The 20,645-nt window shown below is 51.7% G+C and carries 23 protein-coding genes and 1 other annotated feature; of the genes, 22 read left to right on the top strand and 1 reads right to left on the bottom strand.

Annotated elements, in window-relative coordinates; all coding sequences use genetic code 11:
- Positions 1 to 2 precede the first annotated feature (2 nt).
- The 17 genes from coaE (at position 3) to KIB08_RS03830 (ending at position 15,343) form a co-directional block, all read left to right on the top strand.
- On the top strand, positions 3 to 608 hold the full coding sequence (gene coaE / locus KIB08_RS03910; RefSeq protein ID WP_303989882.1) for a dephospho-CoA kinase: 606 nt from the start codon (positions 3 to 5) through the stop codon (positions 606 to 608).
- Entirely contained in the window at positions 601 to 1,158 is a 558-nt protein-coding gene (locus KIB08_RS03905) for a lytic transglycosylase domain-containing protein (RefSeq protein ID WP_303989879.1), read from the top strand. Before coaE ends, KIB08_RS03905 begins: the two co-directional genes overlap by 8 nt.
- A gap of 1 nt (position 1,159) precedes the next feature.
- Entirely contained in the window at positions 1,160 to 1,819 is a 660-nt protein-coding gene (locus tag KIB08_RS03900; protein WP_303989876.1) for a hypothetical protein, read from the top strand.
- Between the two features lie 119 nt (positions 1,820 to 1,938).
- The gene (gene rimP / locus KIB08_RS03895) at positions 1,939 to 2,397 is read left to right on the top strand and encodes a ribosome maturation factor RimP (protein ID WP_303989873.1); all 459 of its coding nucleotides are present in this window, start codon (positions 1,939 to 1,941) and stop codon (positions 2,395 to 2,397) included.
- A 13-nt stretch (positions 2,398 to 2,410) separates the two neighbouring features.
- Complete coding sequence (gene nusA, locus KIB08_RS03890) at positions 2,411 to 3,577, top strand: transcription termination factor NusA (RefSeq protein WP_303989870.1); 1,167 nt, start codon at positions 2,411 to 2,413, stop codon at positions 3,575 to 3,577.
- Positions 3,561 to 3,827: an RNase P modulator RnpM gene (gene rnpM, locus KIB08_RS03885; protein WP_303989867.1), complete on the top strand. Its 267-nt coding sequence runs from the start codon at positions 3,561 to 3,563 to the stop codon at positions 3,825 to 3,827. Before nusA ends, rnpM begins: the two co-directional genes overlap by 17 nt.
- Positions 3,824 to 4,129 (top strand): L7Ae/L30e/S12e/Gadd45 family ribosomal protein, encoded by a 306-nt coding sequence (locus tag KIB08_RS03880; protein WP_303989865.1) that lies wholly within the window; start codon positions 3,824 to 3,826, stop codon positions 4,127 to 4,129. The genes rnpM and KIB08_RS03880 overlap by 4 nt, the downstream gene beginning before the upstream one ends.
- Positions 4,130 to 4,140: 11 nt before the next feature.
- Positions 4,141 to 6,744: a translation initiation factor IF-2 gene (infB, locus tag KIB08_RS03875; protein ID WP_303989863.1), complete on the top strand. Its 2,604-nt coding sequence runs from the start codon at positions 4,141 to 4,143 to the stop codon at positions 6,742 to 6,744.
- Positions 6,745 to 6,759: 15 nt separating this feature from the next.
- Positions 6,760 to 7,149, top strand: a complete 390-nt coding sequence (gene rbfA, locus KIB08_RS03870; protein ID WP_303989859.1) for a 30S ribosome-binding factor RbfA — start codon at positions 6,760 to 6,762, stop codon at positions 7,147 to 7,149.
- A complete protein-coding gene (locus KIB08_RS03865) occupies positions 7,136 to 8,095 on the top strand; it encodes a DHH family phosphoesterase (protein ID WP_303989856.1) in 960 nt (319 codons plus the stop codon). The genes rbfA and KIB08_RS03865 overlap by 14 nt, the downstream gene beginning before the upstream one ends.
- Complete coding sequence (truB, locus tag KIB08_RS03860) at positions 8,079 to 8,936, top strand: tRNA pseudouridine(55) synthase TruB (protein ID WP_303989853.1); 858 nt, start codon at positions 8,079 to 8,081, stop codon at positions 8,934 to 8,936. The genes KIB08_RS03865 and truB overlap by 17 nt, the downstream gene beginning before the upstream one ends.
- Complete coding sequence (gene ribF / locus KIB08_RS03855) at positions 8,933 to 9,868, top strand: riboflavin biosynthesis protein RibF (RefSeq protein ID WP_303989850.1); 936 nt, start codon at positions 8,933 to 8,935, stop codon at positions 9,866 to 9,868. Before truB ends, ribF begins: the two co-directional genes overlap by 4 nt.
- 86 nt (positions 9,869 to 9,954) lie before the next feature.
- Complete coding sequence (locus KIB08_RS03850) at positions 9,955 to 11,055, top strand: iron-containing alcohol dehydrogenase family protein (protein WP_303989848.1); 1,101 nt, start codon at positions 9,955 to 9,957, stop codon at positions 11,053 to 11,055.
- The gene (locus KIB08_RS03845; RefSeq protein WP_303989846.1) at positions 11,052 to 12,236 is read left to right on the top strand and encodes a PLP-dependent aminotransferase family protein; all 1,185 of its coding nucleotides are present in this window, start codon (positions 11,052 to 11,054) and stop codon (positions 12,234 to 12,236) included. The genes KIB08_RS03850 and KIB08_RS03845 overlap by 4 nt, the downstream gene beginning before the upstream one ends.
- A 74-nt stretch (positions 12,237 to 12,310) precedes the next feature.
- Positions 12,311 to 12,568, top strand: a complete 258-nt coding sequence (locus KIB08_RS03840) for a chorismate mutase (protein WP_075938935.1) — start codon at positions 12,311 to 12,313, stop codon at positions 12,566 to 12,568.
- Entirely contained in the window at positions 12,565 to 14,703 is a 2,139-nt protein-coding gene (recD2, locus tag KIB08_RS03835) for an SF1B family DNA helicase RecD2 (protein WP_303989841.1), read from the top strand. The genes KIB08_RS03840 and recD2 overlap by 4 nt, the downstream gene beginning before the upstream one ends.
- Positions 14,696 to 15,343 carry a ComF family protein gene (locus KIB08_RS03830; protein WP_303989838.1) on the top strand — a complete coding sequence of 216 codons (648 nt, stop codon included), beginning with the start codon at positions 14,696 to 14,698 and terminating at the stop codon, positions 15,341 to 15,343. The genes recD2 and KIB08_RS03830 overlap by 8 nt, the downstream gene beginning before the upstream one ends.
- Here KIB08_RS03830 and KIB08_RS03825 read toward each other — a convergent pair.
- Complete coding sequence (locus KIB08_RS03825) at positions 15,340 to 15,942, bottom strand: HD-GYP domain-containing protein (RefSeq protein WP_303989835.1); 603 nt, start codon at positions 15,940 to 15,942, stop codon at positions 15,340 to 15,342. The two genes, KIB08_RS03830 and KIB08_RS03825, sit on opposite strands and share 4 nt — an antisense overlap.
- Before the next feature lie 423 nt (positions 15,943 to 16,365).
- Positions 16,366 to 16,574, top strand: a binding site (T-box leader).
- A gap of 32 nt (positions 16,575 to 16,606) precedes the next feature.
- Here KIB08_RS03825 and cysE point away from each other — a divergent pair.
- Genes cysE through KIB08_RS03800 form a run of 5 tightly spaced genes read left to right on the top strand, consistent with a single transcriptional unit; the run spans position 16,607 to position 20,627 of the window.
- On the top strand, positions 16,607 to 17,287 hold the full coding sequence (gene cysE, locus KIB08_RS03820) for a serine O-acetyltransferase (RefSeq protein WP_368487380.1): 681 nt from the start codon (positions 16,607 to 16,609) through the stop codon (positions 17,285 to 17,287).
- Positions 17,274 to 18,878, top strand: coding sequence for a cysteine--tRNA ligase (gene cysS, locus KIB08_RS03815; RefSeq protein WP_303989832.1), 1,605 nt, complete (start codon positions 17,274 to 17,276; stop codon positions 18,876 to 18,878). Before cysE ends, cysS begins: the two co-directional genes overlap by 14 nt.
- Positions 18,868 to 19,335 carry a ribonuclease III domain-containing protein gene (locus KIB08_RS03810; protein ID WP_303989829.1) on the top strand — a complete coding sequence of 156 codons (468 nt, stop codon included), beginning with the start codon at positions 18,868 to 18,870 and terminating at the stop codon, positions 19,333 to 19,335. Before cysS ends, KIB08_RS03810 begins: the two co-directional genes overlap by 11 nt.
- Positions 19,313 to 20,104, top strand: a complete 792-nt coding sequence (gene rlmB / locus KIB08_RS03805) for a 23S rRNA (guanosine(2251)-2'-O)-methyltransferase RlmB (RefSeq protein ID WP_303989826.1) — start codon at positions 19,313 to 19,315, stop codon at positions 20,102 to 20,104. Before KIB08_RS03810 ends, rlmB begins: the two co-directional genes overlap by 23 nt.
- Complete coding sequence (locus tag KIB08_RS03800) at positions 20,097 to 20,627, top strand: NYN domain-containing protein (protein ID WP_303989823.1); 531 nt, start codon at positions 20,097 to 20,099, stop codon at positions 20,625 to 20,627. The genes rlmB and KIB08_RS03800 overlap by 8 nt, the downstream gene beginning before the upstream one ends.
- The last annotated feature ends 18 nt before the right edge of the window (positions 20,628 to 20,645 follow it).

The following is a 20,645-nucleotide window of genomic DNA, read 5'->3' as shown; positions in this document are numbered from 1 at the left end:
AAATGAAGAAAATCGGTCTCACCGGCGGCATTGCTTCCGGTAAAAGCGAAGTCAGTCGTTGGCTGCAACAACATGACGTACCGATCCTGGATGCGGATTGGGCCGCTCGCCTGGTGGTAAGACCGGGGCATGCGGTTTACGATGCCATAGTTGAAGAGTTCGGCGTGGGAATTTTACAACCGGATCAGCAGGTGCATCGTGCCAAATTAGCGGATGTCATTTTTAATGACAGCGCGGCCCGCAAAAAGCTGAACGCGATTATGCATCCGGCGATTTTGGATTGGTTTGAACAGGAGTCGGACCGACTTGCTGCGGCGGGTGAGCCGTTTATGGTGTGGGACATTCCGCTTCTGATCGATCTCGGCTGGCAAAACAAAGTCGATCAGGTGTGGGTGGTGCGCGCTACGCGGGCGCAGCAGATAGAACGCTTGCGTCTGCGCAACGGCCTTTCGGCAGAAATGGCGAAGCGGCGGCTGGCGGCGCAACTGGATCCGCAGCTGCGGGAAAATTTTGCCGATGTCATCATCGATAACAGCGGCAGCTTATTGGACACGCATCAGCAATTGGAAAGATTATTAAAAGACTTACGGGAAGAAACTCATGCGTAAACGAACTTGGTGGTCGCTTTTCATGCTCGTATTCGGCGTTTGGTATTTTTTATATGGAGCCGACTACATCGCGTACAACTATTTTCATAAAGTATCCTACCCGTCGCTGGTGGAAACCTATGCGGAGCAAAATGACTTGCCGCCCGAACTGGTAGCCGCCGTGATTTTTACCGAAAGCCGTTTTCAGGCGAATGCGGTTTCGCCCCGCGGCGCGATCGGTTTGATGCAGCTAATGCCGGTGACGGCTCATTGGATTGCCGAGCAGCGAGACACAAAAGTACGAAACCTTACCGATCCGGAGGAAAATATTGCCAACGGGACATGGTACTTACGTTATCTGTATGATCATTTTCACTCTCCCGTACTTGCCCTGGCGGCCTATAACGCGGGACGAGGTCATGTGGAGGAATGGATGGATACGTACGGGTGGCACGAACGTGCTCCTGCGGTAGAAGAAATTCCGTTTCCGGAAACACGTGAATTTGTAACGAGCGTATTACATTACCAGTCCATTTACGCGGATTATTTTCACCAACATGAGGACGAATAACATGGATAGTGCGACATATGAAAATCTATTAGCGGAAATGGAAAATGCGGTTGATTTGCCGACCGCGATTGGTTCATGGAAACGCCGCGAGCTTTCCGCGGAAGAGCGGGAGCGGCATATTTTATTTTGCTATGAAGAAGCTTCTTTCGGCTGGCGTATTTTAGGCTTGTATGCAGATGAAACCGCCGACTTTATGGTGAAATATGATTTGGGCCTTATCGTGCTGACGGATATTCGATTTACATATGACAGCGCGGCGGATTTTTGGAAGATTCTCCAAGCCGATTTTGTGCGAGTGGTCACAGATCGTTTTGTACGTCGCGATGAAACCGCATCCATATTAGTGAAAAACGCCGGTATTTTGGATTGGGAGAGCGAACATGGCATACCGGAAGCGTACCGCCGCTACCGTCGCGTTATTGTGCCTTCGGCGCCGATTCTCGGCTTAAACGGATCCTATATTATTTTGGCGTATGCCGATGCGACCAATACGAAGGGGATACTGTTTTTCTACAATGTATTTCGTGATGATTTTTTTGCCGAGACGAGAAATCAAGGTGTCCCCGGTATCGTGCACGATTTTGATGCGGCCACGGTAAAAGAACTTTCGCAAAAAATCGAGGCGCATTTGGCGGCGACTTTGTCCGCCTTGGACGGATGAAATTTGCGCTGCTTTTTTCGATATGATATAATGACATAAATAATTAATGGTTTTTTATGGGAGGAGTGAGCCGCGGCTCACTCTTTCTTGCAGTTACACACTTTGCAGGGAGGGATAACATGGCGCAGAAAAAAGTCGCAGTATGCGTAGAAGAATTGGCGGAACCGTTGGTGAAAGCGGCCGGAATGGAACTTGTCGATGTGGAATATGTGCGGGAGCAGGACTGGATCTTGCGAGTCTACATCGATAAAGAGGGCGGCGTGGATCTGACAGATTGCCAGACGATGAGTGAAGCACTCAGCACCGAGCTGGATAAGGCGGATTTTATTGCCAACAACTATTTACTGGAAGTATCGTCTCCCGGCATTGACCGTGTATTAAAAAAAGACCGTGATTTCGATCGTTATGCCGGTAGCGAAGTCGATGTGAAATTATACAGTGCCCGTGCCGGTCATAAAGAATTTACAGCGACGCTTTTAGGCTATACGGAGGCGGCGCTGCAATTGGAAACCGAAGCGGGAAAAGAAGAAATTCCACGTGCCGACATAGCGACGGTACGGTTGCACGTGTCATTTTAGCAGGGGGGAAGAAATGAATCAGGAACTATTACAAGCGGTGCAATTCTTGAAAACGGAAAAAGGTTTGCCCGCGGACGTTATATTCGAATCGCTTGAAGCGGTATTGCTCAGCGCATACAAACGCGAAACCGGAACGCATGCCGAAGCGACGGCGACGATTGATCGGGAAACGGGCGTGTACCATATTTTTGTGACCAAGACGGTGGTGGAAAACGTCGAAGATCCGGAATTGGAAATTTCGCTCACGGATGCGCAGGCATTAAACTCGGCATATGCGGTGGGCGATCTTGTGCAGCAGGAAGTGACGCCGAAAAATTTCGGTCGCATGGCGGCGCAGACCGCAAAACAAGTCATGACGCAACGTTTGAAAGAAGCGGAACGCAATGTGATCTACGATGAATTCGTCGGCCGTGAAGGAGATGTCCTGACCGGCATGATCGAACGAATTGACAATAAGACCGTATACGTCAGCTTGGGCAAGACGGAAGGCATTTTGCCTTCCACCGAGCAGATCCCCGGCGAACGGTACCGTCCGAAAAATCGATTGAAATGTTATGTGGTGGAAGTAAAGAAAACGTCCAAAGGACCGCAGATCATCTTGTCACGGACGCATCCGGGACTGTTGAAACGCCTCTTTGAACTGGAAGTACCGGAAATTTATGACGGTACGGTGGAAATCAAATCCGTGGCTCGCGAAGCGGGTTCACGTTCGAAAATATCGGTGTACTCCGTGGATGGAAACATCGATCCGGTAGGTGCCTGCGTCGGTCCGAAAGGACAACGCGTGCAAAATATCGTGGATGAGTTGCATGACGAAAAGATCGATATCGTGCGCTGGGATGAAGATCCGGCGCTGTATATCGCCAACTCACTCAGTCCGTCAAAGGTCATTTCGGTCAGCGTCTGGGATGAAGAAAAAACATCCCATGTTATTGTTCCGGATTACCAATTGTCGCTGGCGATCGGTAAAGCCGGTCAAAACGCACGCTTGGCGGCCAAACTGACAAATTGGAAGATTGATATTAAGAGTGAATCCCAAGCCGCGGAAGACGGTTTTGAAGACTTCTATGATGACGATGAGGAAGATTTGCTTGCGGAATTGGATGCGACCATGGGAGCGGCGCAGTCCGAAGAAACGTTGCCTGGCGATGAGGTGACCCCGCATGATGAAGAAAACTAAAAAATTACCGCTGCGACGTTGTGTCGGTTGCGGCGCGATGAAAGATAAACGGGATATGGTTCGCATCGTGGCTCCCGCGAGCGGAGAAATTAAACTGGATCCTACCGGCAAAGCGCCCGGACGCGGCGCCTACATTTGTCCCAGCGCGGAGTGTTTGGCAAAAGCATATACTTCGCACGGTTTAGAACGGTCGTTGAAACGCAATGTACCGGAGCAGGTGTACAAAGATCTGGAGGAGCAACTGGCATGAACTTGGAACGTGCGTTATCCCTATTGGGAATTGCTCAGCGTTCCGGAAATGTGATTTCGGGGAGTGACACCTTAATTAAAACGTTGCGCAATGGCGACGGAGAGCTCTTGATCATTGCTGCGGACTGTGCCCGTAATAATCGTGAAAAGCTGGTCCATTTGGCCGAACGCGAACAGATCGATTATTGCTTCACGGCCACGGCAACGGAACTGGGAGATGCGATCGGGAAAAACCGACGTGTCGCTGTGTTGATCATGGATCGGGGGTTGGCAAGGGCCGTTCGTGAACGACTGGACGAGTAAGGAGGAGTTATATGCAGAAATTTCGAGTCTGGGAATTAGCAAAACAATATAACAAGACAGATAAAGATATCATTTCGACATTGAAATCGCATAATGTGGAAGTCAAAAGCCATTTGAGTGTCGTAGACGAAAAAACCAAACAACTGTTGGATCGGGTGTATGCAGGTAAGCCGGCAACAGGTTCGACGGAAACCAAAGCCGCAGCGACCAAATCGGCGGCAGCCGCATCTCCCTCGACCCCAAAACAACCGCGTCGGCGTCGTCCGGCACGGACCGTGCGGTTTGATCAGCAATCGGGCAAGCCGAAAGAAGAGTTTTTAGTGGACGGCAAGGGACGTAAGCTGGAAACAAAGCCGAAAGTGCAACCGCGCCCGCAAAAAGTTGCGGCAAAGCAGGCGGCGAAATCGGCGCCTGCGAAGCAGGTCGCCGTTAAGCGTGCGGAATCGGCCAAAAAACAGGAACGCAGCGTCAATGTGCAGCAGCATGGCGGCGCCGATATCCGGCGTTCACCACAGAAAAAAGCACAACCGACGGTACGTCCTGAAGAAAAACTGCGTGCGGACGAAGGACAGCGTTCTTCCCGACCGGTTGAAAAGCGTGCGCATAAAGCGGCGCAACGCACGCAATCGTCGAGCCGCAATATGGCGGATCACAATGCGGTAGCGAATCTGGAAGAGGGCTCCGGCAAGGATCGCGGCGGGCGTAAAGCCAATCGTAATCAACGCCGCAATCAGCGCGGTCGGAATCAAAACAAAAATGATCGTCGCGGCAAAGAACGCGGCACATCGCTGTTGGCGCAATCCATCAAAAAATCACGCGCCAAAGGCAAAAATAAAAACGAGCATGCTCACGACAATGCGGAGGCCGTTACTGAAGTAGCGATGCCGCCGTCCGTAACCGTAAAAGAACTTGCCGAATTATTCAAAAAAGAAGTCGGTGATGTCATCAAACGGTTGATGCTGCTCGGCATTATGGCAACGATCAACCAGGAAGTCGATCGTGATGCGGTTGAATTGTTGGCGGAAGAATATGGTATTACGTTGCTCGAGATGGAACCGGAAGAAGACGGTACGGAAATTCCGGAAATCGAAGACGCGCCGGAAGATCTTCTGCCGCGCCCGCCGGTAGTGACGATCATGGGACACGTCGACCACGGTAAAACATCGCTTCTGGACACGATCCGCAAGACCCACGTGACAGCGCGCGAAGCGGGCGGTATCACGCAGCATATCGGTGCGTATCAGATTCGTTACCAAGGAAAGAAAGTAGTATTCCTGGATACGCCTGGACACGAAGCGTTTACGGCGATGCGCGCGCGCGGCGCACAGGTGACGGATATTGCCGTTCTCGTAGTCGCCGCCGACGACGGTGTTATGCCGCAAACACTGGAAGCAATTGACCACGCGAAAGCGGCGAAAGTGCCGATTATTGTCGCGATCAATAAAATGGATAAACCGGCCGCCAACCCGGACCTTGTCAAACAGCAGCTGGCGGAACACGGGCTGTTGCCGGAAGACTGGGGCGGCGATACCATCATGGTACCGGTATCCGCGAAAAAACATCAGGGCATTGATGACCTGTTGGAAAATATTTTGCTGGTAGCGGAGGTGTTGGAACTGAAAGCGAATCCGAACCGTAACGCGATCGGCGTAGTCGTCGAAGGGGAACTGGACAAAGGTCGCGGTCCGGTCGTTACCGTTCTGATTCAAAACGGTACGTTGCGTACCGGTGACGGTATCGTTTCGGGTACGGCATTCGGTCGTGTCCGCGCGATGAACAACGAACGCGGCGATCTTATTAAAAAGGCGGAACCGTCGACACCGGTCGAAGTACTCGGTTTGTCCGATGTTCCGACGGCGGGTGAACTGCTGTACGCCATGGATGAACGGGATGCGCGCAGCATTGCGGAAAAACGCATTGCCAAACAGAAATACGAAGAACAAAATCGTTCGCAGAAAGTCACTCTGGATGATCTTTTCAATCAGATCAAAGAAGGCGAACTGAAAAACTTGAATATCGTCATCAAAGCGGATGTACAGGGGTCGGTCGAAGCGCTGCGCCAGTCCTTTGAAGGGATTAAAAATCCGGAAGTACGGATTGATGTCGTGCACGCCGGCGTCGGCGCGATTTCCGAATCGGATATCATGCTGGCTTCCGCGGCGAATGCGTTGATCATCGGCTTTAACGTACGGCCGGATGCCAATATCCGTAAAATTGCCGAACAGGAACAGGTTGATATGCGCACTTACCGTGTCATTTATGATGCGATTGACGATATCAAGCAGGCAATGCAGGGCATGTTGGCACCGAAGTTCCGTGAAGTTGTCTTGGGACGTGCGGAAGTGCGTCAGGTGATTCCGACGCCGAAGGTGATTGTCGCCGGTTCGTACGTTACGGAAGGCAAGATTACCAACAATGCGGAATTGCGTTTAATTCGCGACGGCATCGTTATTCATGAAGGAAGCATAGCATCGCTCCGCCGCTTTAAAGATGACGTTAAAGAAGTGGCGGAAGGATATGAATGCGGGATTTCGATTGAAAGCTACCGCGATGTCAAAGAAGGCGATGTTTTGGAAGCCTTTACCCAGGAAGAAATTGAACAAACGATCGACTAAAGGGAGGTGCTTGTAATGTCCCAATTACGCGTGCGTAAGATGCAGGAATTTATCAAGCAGGAGATTGGTCAAATGCTGCTCCGTGACTTGAAAGACACCCGACTCGGATTTGTCACGGTTACGGAAGTAGCGGTTACCGGTGATTTGCGTGAGGCGACTGTCTACGTAAGTTTGTTCGGCAACGATGAGGAAAAAGAAAAATCCTTTGCCGCACTCCAAAATGCCACCGGCTTTATTCGTACCGAGCTCGGTAAAAGGCTGCAAGTGCGTCATACCCCGGAAATTACGTTTGCCGTAGATCGATCGATTGATTACGGTGATCATATTGAACGGGTACTGAAGTCGATTAAGGACAAAGAAGAATCGAAAAACAGACGGGAAGGTGCGGCCGATGAAGATCAGTGAAGACAGATTGCGTCAGACATTGGAGAGTGTCAAGTCGGTACTGGTAGTCGGCCACGTTAAACCGGACGGTGATTGTCTCGGTTCGGTTTTGGCGATCACGGAAGCATTGCGCGCCCGTGGTGTGTCGGCTGATATGCTGGTCGACGACACCATTGCGGAAAAATATCTGTTCTTACCGTTGGCGAAAGAAATACACCGTGAAATTCCCGACAAAAAATATGATCACATTTTGTTCATGGATTTAAGCACGCCGACACGCGCCGGCGATTATGCCTGGCCGGAAAACGTGCCGATTGTGAATATCGATCATCACGTTTCGAATCCTGATTATGCGGACATGCTTTATCTCGACGAGCATGCCGCCGCGACGGGCGAAATTTTAACCCGTCTCTTTATGCAATGGGGCTGGGATATTACGCCGTCCATGGCGAATGCACTCTACATGGCGATTGCTACCGATTGCGGCTTTTTCCGCTATGGCAATACGACGGCGCAAACGCTTGCAATGGCGGCCGAGTTGGTAGATCGCGGCGCACGCCCCGACCGTATTTCGCAGGCCATGGATTCGTTGCCGAAAGAAGCGTTGACGATTTTGGGGCCGATCATGTCCACATTGCAATTTGCGGCCGATCACCGATTGAGTTATATCGTTATGGATAAAGCGGCTATCGAGTCTGGTCGTCATTATGTCGACACCTATCTCGATTTGGCTCGCAACATCGAAGGTGTGGAACTCACACTGCAATTTAAATATGATGAGCCGCAAAAAACGTATGTAAGCTTCCGTTCTAAAAACAGTGTCGATGTATCGAAGTTGGCAGCACAATTCGGCGGCGGCGGACATATTCGCGCGGCAGGGTGCACCATGTACACCGACCTTGCGACGGCGATCGCCGAAGTGTTGCCGAAAGCAGAGGCTGCGTTGACTTATGCAGGGAATCATTAATGTACTGAAGCCGGCCGGTATGACATCCCATGATGTCATTTACGTTTTGCGAAAAATTTACGGCATTCGTAAAATAGGCCACTCCGGCACATTGGATCCTTTGGCCGCGGGCGTTTTGCCGGTATTTCTGGGCAAAGCGACGCGGCTTTTGGCATGGGCGCCGACAGAGCCGAAAGTGTATCTTGCGGAGTGGTTGGTGGGCATCGCTACCGATACGGAAGATACGAGCGGCACGATTGTACAACAAATGAGCGCTATCCCCGAACTTACGGCAGAACAACTCGAAACCGCCGCCGCCTCATTTCGCGGGACGATTTTACAACGACCGTCGCAATATTCCGCGATCAAAGTGGATGGACGTAAAGCCTACGAACTGGCGCGGAAAAATCAGAAGGTGGAATTGCCTGCGCGTGAAATCACGATCCACGAGTTTACGGACATTTCTTACCAATTACCGTATTTGCGCGCGCGCATCGTTTGCTCGCAGGGAACGTATATCCGCGCATTGGGAAGAGATTTCGGTAAGGCCTTGGGTATACCGCTGACGATGTCGTTTCTGGTGAGGGAGCGGGTCGGCAATTTTACGCTGGAAGATGCGTGGACACTCGAAGAAATTCGGGCGGCGAAAGAGGCGGCGCTACGTCCTGCGACGGATGCTATACGCCATTTGCCGCAATATCGGGTGCCGACTGCAGCTGCGGAACGCTTTCGCCACGGTCAGACGATTCGCGGTACGATCAGTGATGTAACGGCTCTGTGGTGTGATGGACAATTCATCGGTCTCGGCAAACCGGCGGCAGAAGGGGGCATACGGCCTTATAAAGTGTGGGTGGAAGAATGAAACGAGCGATATATGAAACGGCGGCGCGCCGTACCGTTTTAACTATCGGCAATTTTGACGGCGTGCATCGCGGGCATATTGAAGTCCTTCGCACCGCCCGCGCACTCGCGGATCGAGAAACGGCGCGGCTGGTGGCCGTGACGTTTACGAAAACCCCGAAAGCGGCATTAACGCCGGAGGCGTATGCCGGTGATTTATTGACGCTTGCGGATAAAGAAAAATATCTGCGACTGCAGGGCGTGGATGAAATTATCTGGCTCCAACCGACGGTTGCGCAGATGCGGCAAAGTGCGACGGAGTTTTTGCACATGCTGCAAAACAATCAACACATCGTCGGTGTGGTAGTGGGAGAAAACTTTCGCTTTGGCGCCGACGCGCAAGGGACGGTTACGACCTTACATAATTATGCCAAAGACGCCGGCTGGGAAGTTATTTCCGTACCGCTACTGCAAGATGCCGGCGGCGTGGTCAGCAGTTCGGAAATTCGCGCGGCCATACTGGCGGGTGAACCGGGACGGGCAGCGACATTGCTCGGACGGTATTGGTCGATTGATGAAGTAGTTTTGCACGGTGACCAACGCGGCCGCACACTCGGTTTTCCTACCGCCAATATGGCGTTGCATGAAGATCGTGTCGCACCGCGCAACGGTGTGTATGCTACTGTGGCCCGTTACGACGGTACCCTTCTTAAAGGTGTTACCAATGTCGGTACCAATCCGACATTTACCGATGTACCGACGCGGGTGGAAACCTATTTTCCCGATTTTTCCGCTAATTTATACGGAAAACGCTTCCGTCTGTTCTTCGTTGCGTATCTGCGTCCGGAAGAAAAATTCTCCGAGGTCGCCGCTTTGATTGCGCAAATGTATAATGATACCGATCGTGCGCTGCACAATTTAACAGAGAAATTAAATATTGACATGTGTCGGTAAGATTGTTAGAATAAGTGACAATACCCGGGCAAAGTTATGAAACCGCCGTCTTGGCGGTTTTTGTTTATCGAAAAAGGAGGGATTTCATGAAGTCGTACACCGTTAATATTCCGGGGTTCACGATCGGCGGAGATGATGCGTATGCAGCCATTGAAACCGTTTGTGCAACGTACGGGAAAACGGTCGCCATTTTAGGCGGCGAAACAGCGCTTGCAAAAGCGCGGCCGGCATTAGAAGCGGCTCTTCAAAAGACATCACTGGAGGTAACGGATTGGCGAATGTACGGCAAAGAATGTTCTTTTGCCAATGCCGAACGACTGGCGGAAATTCCTACCGTTGCCGACGCGGATATGTTGTTTGCGGTCGGCGGGGGCAAAGCGATTGATACGGTTAAGGTCATCGCCGGTGAATTGCAAAAACCGTTTTTTACGTTCCCGACCATTGCGGCGACCTGCGCGGCCGTGACGAGTATCGCGGCCGTTTATTTGGAAGACCATCGTTTTGATCGCGCCTATGACGCCAATCATCCACCGGTTCATACGTTTATTAATGAACGTATTATCGGTTCCGCACCGGCGCAGTATCTTTGGGCGGGGATCGGAGATTCGGTAGCTAAGTATTATGAAAGCCGACTGTCCGCGCGCGATCGTTCGATTCTTCATTCCAATCAGGTGGGCGTGACGCTCAGCGGCATGTGTGCCGAGCCGTTGATGCAGTCGGCTGTCACCGGTTATAAGGACGCGCAGGCGGGTAAAACCAGCGAAGCGTTGCGGCAAACAATCCTCAATGTGATTGTCAGCACCGGTTTTGCTTCGATTTTTCTGGAACCGGATTACAACACTGCCGTGGCGCATTCGCTTACGTACGGCTTGGTGGAACTGCCGCAAGTGGAAGCCAACCATATGCATGGTGAACTCGTTTCGTACGGAGTGTTGGTGTTGCTTGCGATGGACGGCGCGGACGACGAGTTGGCGAAAGTATATGACTTTAACCGCGCCATGCAATTACCGACCTGTCTTGCCGATATCGATGTGACGGTCGATGAATTGGAACCGGCTCTGACACGGGCGTTGCAAACTTTTGATTTGAACGTGATGCCGTACAAGGTCGATAAAGAAATGTATCGAAACGCGATCTTGGCGTTGGAAGAATATGACCGCTCGCGAAAAGAAGTGGTTGGAGCATGAAGTTTTCTCGATTAACGCAGAATTTTGCCCTGTCGGATATTGATATGCTGCTCAAATTAACGGCGCAACCGGAAGTGATTTCATTCGGGGGCGGTTTACCCGCACCGGAAACATTTCCGATTGAAACGTTAGCGGCCGTCACGCAGGAAGTATTTGCTAAAGACGGTGTGGCCGCCTTGCAATACGGACCTTCGCGCGGCTACTTACCCTTACGTGAATATCTGTCCGATTGGTTCCAAAATCATTTACAGGCAACCGTAGTGCCGGACGATATTTTAATTACAGCCGGTTCGCAACAGGGATTGGATCTTTTAGCTCGTGTCTTTCTGGATCCCGGCGATGTATTGTTGGTGGAAGGACCGTCTTACATCGGCGCTCTGAATGCTTTTGATCTGGCGCAGCCGACGTACGTGGAAATGCCGATGGATGAAGAAGGTGTAATTCCGGAAGCGCTGGCGGAAATTCTCGCCACGCAAAAAAAAGTAAAGGCTATTTACGTAATTCCGGATTTTCAAAATCCGACCGGCATTACCTGGTCACTTGAGCGCCGGCAAAAGTTCATGGAGCTTGTCAATCAATACGAAATTCCGGTGTGGGAAGATCATCCGTATGGTGAATTACGCTTTTCGGGAGAAGCGTTACCGACGTTAAAAGCGCTGGATACGAAGCATCTTGTTACTTTTCTGGGAACATTTTCCAAAACGTTATCACCCGGTTTACGGATCGGCTATTTAGCGGGACCTGCGGAAGTCATCGAACGCGCTGACTTTATAAAACAGGCGGCGGATCTTTCGACTTCGTCATTGGTGCAGCGGCAAGTGGCCGCGTTTTTGCAGAAAGCGGATTATGAAGGTCATGTCGCGGCGAATGCGGATTTATATCGGCAACGTCATGATGTGATGCTGACCGCTATGCAGCAGCATTTTCCGGACAATGTGCAGTGGACGGAACCGCGCGGCGGCTTGTTCATTTGGGTGGAACTGCCAAAAGGTTGTGATGCGCGTGACGTGTTAACCCAAGCGTTGCAAGAAAATGTTGCGTTTACGCCGGGAGAAGGATTTTTCCCGGTGACCAAGCAGAAAAATTATTTCCGACTGAACTATTCAAGTATGGACGAAGCGCGCATTCGTAAAGGCATTCGCAAGATCGGCGAAGTGTTACACAGAATGTTGCATTCGTAAAAAGAGGAATCCGCGGATTCCTCTTTTTGCTTGGGAAAATACTGCTGTGGGTTATAATACAGACAGGAGGGAATATGACGGAGCTCGAACAATGGCGTAATGAAATTCGTGCGCTGGATGCACAGATCAAGCCGCTTTTTTTACAACGGCTCGCGCTGGCGCAGGCGATCGGCCGCTATAAAAGCAAGCACGGTCTGCCCGTTTACGATCCGGAGCGTGAGGCGCAAAATCGCCAAGCGCTCAGCGCGGATGTAAATCAAATAGAAAAAAAGGCGTATGAAGAATTTTTGCAAGCGGTCATGACCATTTGTCGAAAGGCGCAGGAGTCATGAACGGCCAGTGGGAAGAAACGTTTGCCGGTACCGTGGAAAGTATTGTTTTTGCAGCAGCTGACGATTCTTTTTGCGTGTTCAAAATGCGGCCGTCTCAGCAGTATAAAAGCTGGACACTGGTCGGTAACGTAAGCGCGCCGCTTGTCGGTGAAGAGGTCGAAGTCAGCGGTACATGGGGGGAACATCCGCGCTTCGGACGACAGCTGCGCATTGCCGCGTTGCGAAGGGTGCGTCCGCAAAGCACCGCCGGCATCGTTCGTTATCTCGGCTCGGGTCTGTTTCGCGGCATCGGTCCCGCGCTTGCCAAACGAATTGTGGATCATTTCGGTGAGGAAACGCTTGCGGTTTTGGATACATCACCCGAACGGTTAGCGGAAGTGCGCGGTATCGGTGAAACCACTTGGCGTAATTTTGCGCAGACATACCATGAAGTAAGCGACTTGCATGCGCTGACATTGGCGCTGGAAGAAGCGGGCGTGGCCGGACGATTTGCCGCGCTATTACAAAAGCAATACGGGGAATCGGCTCTGACGGTATTGGAAAATGATCCGTATCGACTGGCGCGCGATGTGGAAGGATTTCCGTTTCGCAGTGCCGATGCGCTGGCCATGCATGCGGGAATGCCGCAAGATTCCATGGATCGGGTGGAAGCGGGTGTGAATGAAGTACTTCTGCGGGGAGCCGAACGCGGTCACAGCTGCTTGAAGTTGGCAACTCTGGCACGGGAAACGGCGCGTCTTTTAAAAGTTGATGAAGACCGCATCCGCGAAGCGTTGGGAGAACTTTTGGAGTATGGCGTTTATCCCGTGACGATTGTCGACGATACAGCCTACGTGTACCATCTTTCTTTGTATGAAGCGGAAACGGGTGTAGCTCATCACATTGAGCGTCTGCAGACGGTAGAACCTCTGACGGTAGTCGGCGCGGAAATGATTTTGGAAAAATGGGCGGAAAAAGAAGAGGTGACGTTGGCCGCCGAGCAAATTCAAGCCATCCTTGCCGCGCTGGAAACCGGCGTGCTCGTGATTACCGGCGGCCCGGGTACGGGCAAAACGACATTGGTGCGGGCTCTTTTGGCAGTTGTTTCGCAAGCCCGCTTACGAACCGTTTTAGCTGCGCCGACCGGACGCGCCGCCAAGCGACTCGCGGAAACTTCCGAGCAGGACGCGTCCACTTTACACAAATTGTTGGAAGCGGGTTTGGTAGAGGACGCAAGTGTTTTTCAGCGTGATGCGCAAAACCCTTTAAAAGGGGATTTATTCATTATCGATGAAGCGTCCATGCTGGATGTTGGCTTGATGTATCATTTTTTGGAGGCGGTGCCCGATCACGCCCGCGTCATTTTTGTCGGTGATGTCGATCAGTTGCCGCCGGTTGGTCCGGGAAATGTGTTGCGCGATATCATCGCATCGGATACGGTGCCGGTCGTGAGGCTGGAGCATATTTACCGACAGGAGGAAGGCAGCGGGATTGCGTTGGCCGCCGCGGCCATACGCCAAGGACAGATGCCGGTGTGGCGTGATGACGTTACTTTTATCGACTGCGCCGAAGAAGAAGCGCTCGAGAAAGTTTTGTCACTTTGTCGCACACTCCGTTACGCGGATCCGGAGCGTCAGTTTGCCATGCAGGTGCTGACGCCGATGTACCGCGGTGTCTGCGGTGTCGACGCATTAAATCAGGCGTTGCAGCGGCAGGCGCACGGATACACGGGAAAATCCAATCGCGGTTTGCAGGTCGGCGATAAAGTCATGCAGCGGAGAAATAATTACGAAAAAGGCGTTTATAACGGCGATTTGGGCGAGGTATATGCAGTCGGTGAGGAGCATATTGCGGTCGATTTTCGTATCAAGAACTCCACCTACGAGCGCGGTGAGTTACAGGAACTCCAACTGGCATATGCACTGACTGTGCATAAGAGTCAGGGGAGTGAGTACGAAACGGTAGTGCTGGTACTGCTGCCTTCGCAACAAATCATGTTGCAACGCAATCTTGTGTACACGGCGGTGACCCGTGCCAAATCCCATGTGTATATTGTCGGTTCGCCGGCGGCGTTCAAGAAAGCCTTGCGCACCCAACACACCGCCGGTCGCACCAGCCTTTTGCGCGCGCGCTTAACGGGAGAAATCGATGCCTAGTTTTTGGCAATATTTTTTGTCTTTTTTATACCCGCCGCGTTGCCCCGGATGTCACGCGGCGGTCAGTCGGCATGGCGAATGGTGTCGGTATTGCCGTGACGAGGTATGGCAGCCGCGGCAGCTTGGTGGAAGTCATCGTGGCAAACTTGCGGGATGTTACGCTTGCACGGATTATCGCGGCGGCGTGCGCAGCGCTTTGCTGCGCTATAAATTCGGCCGCAAGCATTTGGATCCGCTGGCATTTCAGAATTTGTTGCGTGATTTTCCATGGCCGGATGCGTTTCCGGATGACGCGCTGTGCGTGCCGATTCCACTTTCGCGGGAGCGCTACGCCGAGCGCGGCTTTAATCAGGTGGCGGAAATTTTCGCACCGCTCGCGAGAGAGCGCGGTTGGCAGTGGTCAAAAGACCTTGTCAAAATACGTCACACCCCGGCGCAATCCACATTGAGTCGTACGGATCGTCATACCAATATAAAAAACTCCTTCCGGTGGGAAGGAGCTCCATTGACAAGTTGTACGGTGATTCTTGTGGATGATATCTATACTACGGGCGCTACGCTGGAAGAAGCGGCACGTATTTTGCACCGCGCCGGTGCCGCGCAAATCATCGGTTGGGTAATCGCGTCGGGCGCACGTTAACTTAAAATGTCGATAAACACACGGACAATCGACGGATCGAACAGAAGACCGGAGGCGCTGAAGAGTTCATTCAACGCTTCCTGTTTTGTTTTCGCCCAATTTTCCGCCGAGGGATTGGTGATTTGTTCATAGTAATCGGCGACGGCAATGATGCGGGCGCCCAAAGGAATATTTACGCCGCGCAGATGTTTGGGAAAACCGGTGCCGTCCCAGCGCTCATGATGATGTCGGATATAAGGAATAATATGCTGGCAAGCCGGAATCGTTTCGAGCATATTGCTGCCGAGATCCGGATGTTTTTTGTAAAGGGCTTGTTCGCGTCTCGTTAAGAAAGGCATCTTGTGCAACGCCACTGTCGGCAAGGTCAAAAGGCCGATGTCATGCAGCAGGGCGGCCGATTGAATCGTTTCAATTTCGGTGGCCGGTAAACCCATTTGAGCAGCGATGCTGGCTGAGTAATGCGCGACCTGAATCGAATGCGAGTAGAGTCGGTGGCTTTTTTGGCGCAGCAAAAAAAGCATGGGCTCCATGACTCGGCCCAATTCGCGTCGATCTTTTTGGTACACTGCCGCCGTATGCATTAAATTTAAGGTAAACATGCCAAACACCCTTGCTCGTTTATGTAAAGAGTATGTTTCTTTAAGCCTTATTTCATTATACCCTTTTTTTCGGTTTGGACGAGACAAAATCTTCGATTTTCGTATGCCGATTTTATATAGAAGAAACGATCTTTTTAGCTTGACTTTTTGTAATCCTGTTTGTAGAATGAGGCAAACTGTTTACGGGTCTGTGGTTGCAAGTCGAGGCCAGTCGCAGGCAAAACGACCCACGTAAGAAAACAAAAATGTTTTTGAGCATGGTGCGGCTTAGAAGTAAGACCTGCCGGTAAAACCGAGAGGGCGAATAGTGACGAGAGGAGCGAAAGTTCCAGCAGGCGAGTGTGGGGGCAAAGACCAGGTCAGCCGATAAACAGTTTTCAAGTTGACAAAATCATCGTTTTTCGTTACACTGGATTATATTGAAAATACACGATGAACGGAAAAAGTAAACGTCGGTGTTGTCTTAAGAGAGAGCGGATCGTGGCTGTGAGTTCGCTTGGCAACCAACGTTGAAGTGCCTCCCGGAGTGGTGCTGCAGAAAATGAGTACGCAGCAACGGTAAAGTCCCGTTACGACGATCGAGATACAGCTATCTGTAAAGCAGAGTGGAACCGCGTTAAAACGCCTCTGCAGCAGGTGGTTTTTTTATTTTAAGGAGCGGCAAGTGAACTTTTTGCAACAATGCCAAAATGATATTCGCGTCGTGTTCGCGCGCGACCCCGCGGCAAAAAATTTTTGGGAAGTCATTTTTTGCTATCCCGGTTTGCATGCATTATGGTGGCATCGTGTATCGCACTGGTGGTATCGGCACAATTGCTTTTTTATCGCGCGCTTGTTGTCCCATTGGGCACGTTTTTATACGGGCATTGAGATCCACCCCGGCGCGCAGATCGGTAACGGTGTTTTTATTGACCACGGCGGCGGAGTGGTGATCGGTGAAACGGCCATTGTCGGTGATAATGTGACACTTTACCAGGGAGTAACCTTGGGCGGTACAGGGAAAGAAAAAGGCAAACGCCACCCGACGCTCGAAGATTACGTGGTAGTCGCTTGCGGAGCCAAGGTGCTCGGTTCGTTTACTGTAGGCGAAGGTGCCAAAATAGGCGCCGGTTCGGTGGTGCTTAAACCGGTGCCGCCGCACAGTACCGTTGTCGGTATTCCGGGCCAGGTGATTTCCAGCCTCGGGATCAGCCCGCTGCATATCGATAACGATGAAGAGGAAGTTGATTTGGATCATTCGGAATTACCGGATCCGATCAAAGAGAAAGTTACGAATTTGAAAGAGCAAGTCGCACTTTTGGAAGAACGTTTAGCAAAACTGGAGGAAAACCATGCAAGTCGATGAAACGGATTTAAAAAATATTTATGTATATAATACGCTTTCCAAGCAAAAAGAAGAGTTCAAGCCGATTACTCCCGGGGAAGTGAAAATGTATGTGTGCGGTGTCACTCCGTACAATCATTCGCATATCGGCAACGCTCGACCGTTTGTGACCTGGGATGTGATTCATCGCTACTTGGAATATCGCGGTTACCAAGTGACACACATTCAAAATTTCACGGATGTGGATGACAAAATTATCAATGCGGCGAAACTGGCGGGCGTGCAATGGAGCGATATTGCTGAGCAATTCATCGCGACGTATTTTGAAGTGATGGATGCGCTGCACATTCGCCGCGTAGATCGCTATCCGCGCGTATCCGAGCATATGGATGACATCATTCGCATGGTCGAAGGACTGATTGCGGAAGGACACGCCTATCCGTTGCATGGTGATGTGTACTATGACATCTCCACGTTTGCACCGTACGGCAAACTTTCCGGTCGGAATGTGGAAGACATGCTGGCGGGCGCGCGTGTGGCAGTCGATGACGAAAAACGCAATCCGGGAGATTTTGCTTTGTGGAAAGCGGCTAAACCCGATGAACCGTCGTGGGACAGCCCCTGGGGTAAAGGTCGCCCGGGTTGGCACATCGAATGCTCCGCGATGAGTACTAAATATCTCGGTGACACATTTGATTTCCACGGTGGCGGAAGTGATCTTATTTTCCCGCACCATGAAAATGAAATTGCGCAGTCGGAAGGCTGTACAGGTCACGCTTTCGTTAATTACTGGCTGCATAACGGATTTATCACAATCGATCAGGAAAAAATGAGTAAATCGCTGGGCAATTTCTTCCTCGTTAAAGACATTTTGGCCAAATACAGTCCGGACGCATTGCGCTTTTTCCTTATCTCCACGCATTATCGCAGCCCGCTGGACTTCAGTGACGAACGTTTGGAAGAGGCGGAGCGGACGGTGGCTCGTCTGGCGGCAACGGTGGCAAAATTGCGGCAGGCGGTCAATCGCGGTCATCGGGAAGAAGATTTCACCGCGCAGGAATTGCGTACGGCGGCGATTGAAGCGCGGCACGCGTTTATCGCCGCGATGAATGATGATTTCAACACAGCACTGGCCATCGGCGCGATGTTTACGTTGGTGAAAAATACGAATATCTATCTTGCCGGAAATAACGGTGAAGATGCCCGCGCGCTGAATACGGTACTGGATGTTTTGCATGAAATGATGGATGTACTCGGTATTTTGCCGCAGATCTGGGAAGAGCCGCAAGTGGACGACAACGAATTCAAAGAGCTGCTGGAAATGCTCGTCGGCGTTCGCCAACAGGCAATCGAGGAAGATTTGCCGGAACTGGCTCAAGAAATGAGTGAGCGATTTGATGCTCTCGGAGTCGAACTTGAAGCAGAACCGCCGCAACATGCGCCGGAAGCACGTTACCAGGCTGTGATGCAATCCGTTTTGGCGCTGCGGGAACAGGCGCGCACCGAGAAAAAATACCAATTCGCCGACTTGCTGCGGGATCGACTGGCCGCGATCGGAATTGTGGTTGAAGACGGACCGGAAGGTTCGACGTGGCATCGTCGTGAAGTTTAAACAATATTTATATCTGCGTGACGAAGCGATCGAGCGTTTGGCGCAGGGGACGACGAGCGAAGAGGAGTGGGACCTGCAGACGTATGCGTTCGTCGGTGACGCCGTCTACAGTGTTTTTGTACGCACTCGTCTCGCCGCGACCGGAATTGCCAAAACGCGTGTGTTGCATGATCTGGCGGCACGTTTGGTGGCGGCGAGAAATCAAAGCGCGGTATTACGGACTTTATGGGAGACGTTGACAGAAGCAGAGCGGGATCTCTGCCGCCGCGCCCGTAACCTTTCTCTTCATGCGCCCGCCAGCGCGACGCTTGTCGAATACCAACAGAGTACGGCGTGGGAAGCATTGCTTGGGTATTGTTATCGTCATGATCAAAAAGAACGCCTTGAGACACTTTTACAAACAGCCTGGCCGATTGCGCAGGAGGTAATGCGACATGAGATCCAAAGCCAAACCTAAGTTCGGCGGTAAACGTCGTGAGCATACCGACGCTTTCGCTCATTATATAGCCGGCCGTCGCGGCGCTGTTGAGACAATGGCCAGCGGGCGCGCTCGCGCGCTCTATGTGCAGACGCCGGTGCGCGGTGATGTGAAAGCGTTGGTTGAAACGGCGCGCAAGGCGGGAATTGCCGTTCATGAAACGGATGCTAAAACCTTGCAAGAAATGGTGCCCGATGTGCGGCAACAAGGTATCGTAGTGGAATTACCACCGTATGAATACGCCACACTGGAAAGCGTACTGGCGACGGTACAAAATATGGAAAATGCGTTGGTCATACTTTTGGACGGTGTCGAAGATCCGCATAATCTCGGCGCGATCATTCGCTCCGCGGACGGTGCGGGAGCGGCCGCCGTCATTATTCCCGAGCGACGCAGCGCGGCCGTGACAGAGGTCGTTCATAAAACATCGGCCGGCGCGGTGGAGTGGCTGCCGATTGTGCGTGTCACCAACCTAGTGCAAACATTGACGGCGTTGAAACAAGCGGGATTTTGGGTAGGCGGCGCCGATATGGAAGGAGATTTGACGTACACAAAAGCGGATTGGCGCGGCAAAATAGTGATCGTGCTGGGTAATGAAGGTAAGGGCATTTCACGGCTGGTACGTGAAAATTGCGATTTTATGGTGCAGATTCCGATGTGGGGGAAAGTATCCTCATTGAATGTATCGGTCGCCGGAGCGCTGATGATGTTTGAGGCGGCGCGGCAACAACGGTCGCAACATGCCTGAATACAATTTGAAACCGCTGTGGCTGGTGGACGGCTACAATGTAATTTTTGCCGATCCTGTGTATTGGCGCTTTGAAAAAGATGATCTGGAACACGCCCGGGAATTTTTAGCGGATACCTTGCTCGACTTGGCAAAGCACACGGGGATCGAAGTGGTCTTGGTATTTGACGGCAAAAAGATCGGGCATGCCAGCAAAATAATCGAACGTGCACCCGGTTTTCATATCGTGTATACGACGGCGCAAACCACTGCCGACAGCTATATCGAAAAAGCAGCATTTCGCCAGCGTGATAATTACCGCTACATCTATGTGGTGACGTCGGACGGACCGGAGCAGTCGCAAGTCAGCGGCAGCGGCGCGTACCGCAAATCGGTGCGGGATTTGATGCATGACATACGTGCCGATAAAAAGGCGCAAAAAGAAGAACATTCAAATTTCACGCAAAAACAGCGCGTCGCATTGGCAGAGCAGTTGTGTCCCGACGCACGGGATTTTTTAGAGCGACTGCGCCGCCGCAAATGAATTACGGTGCTTGCGCCG

Origin of the sequence: Negativicoccus succinicivorans, assembly GCF_018372215.1 — a bacterium.
Classification (GTDB): Bacteria; Bacillota; Negativicutes; order Veillonellales; family Negativicoccaceae; genus Negativicoccus.
Note: the sequence above shows the minus strand (reverse complement) of the source record. Positions and strands in the feature narration are given on the sequence as shown.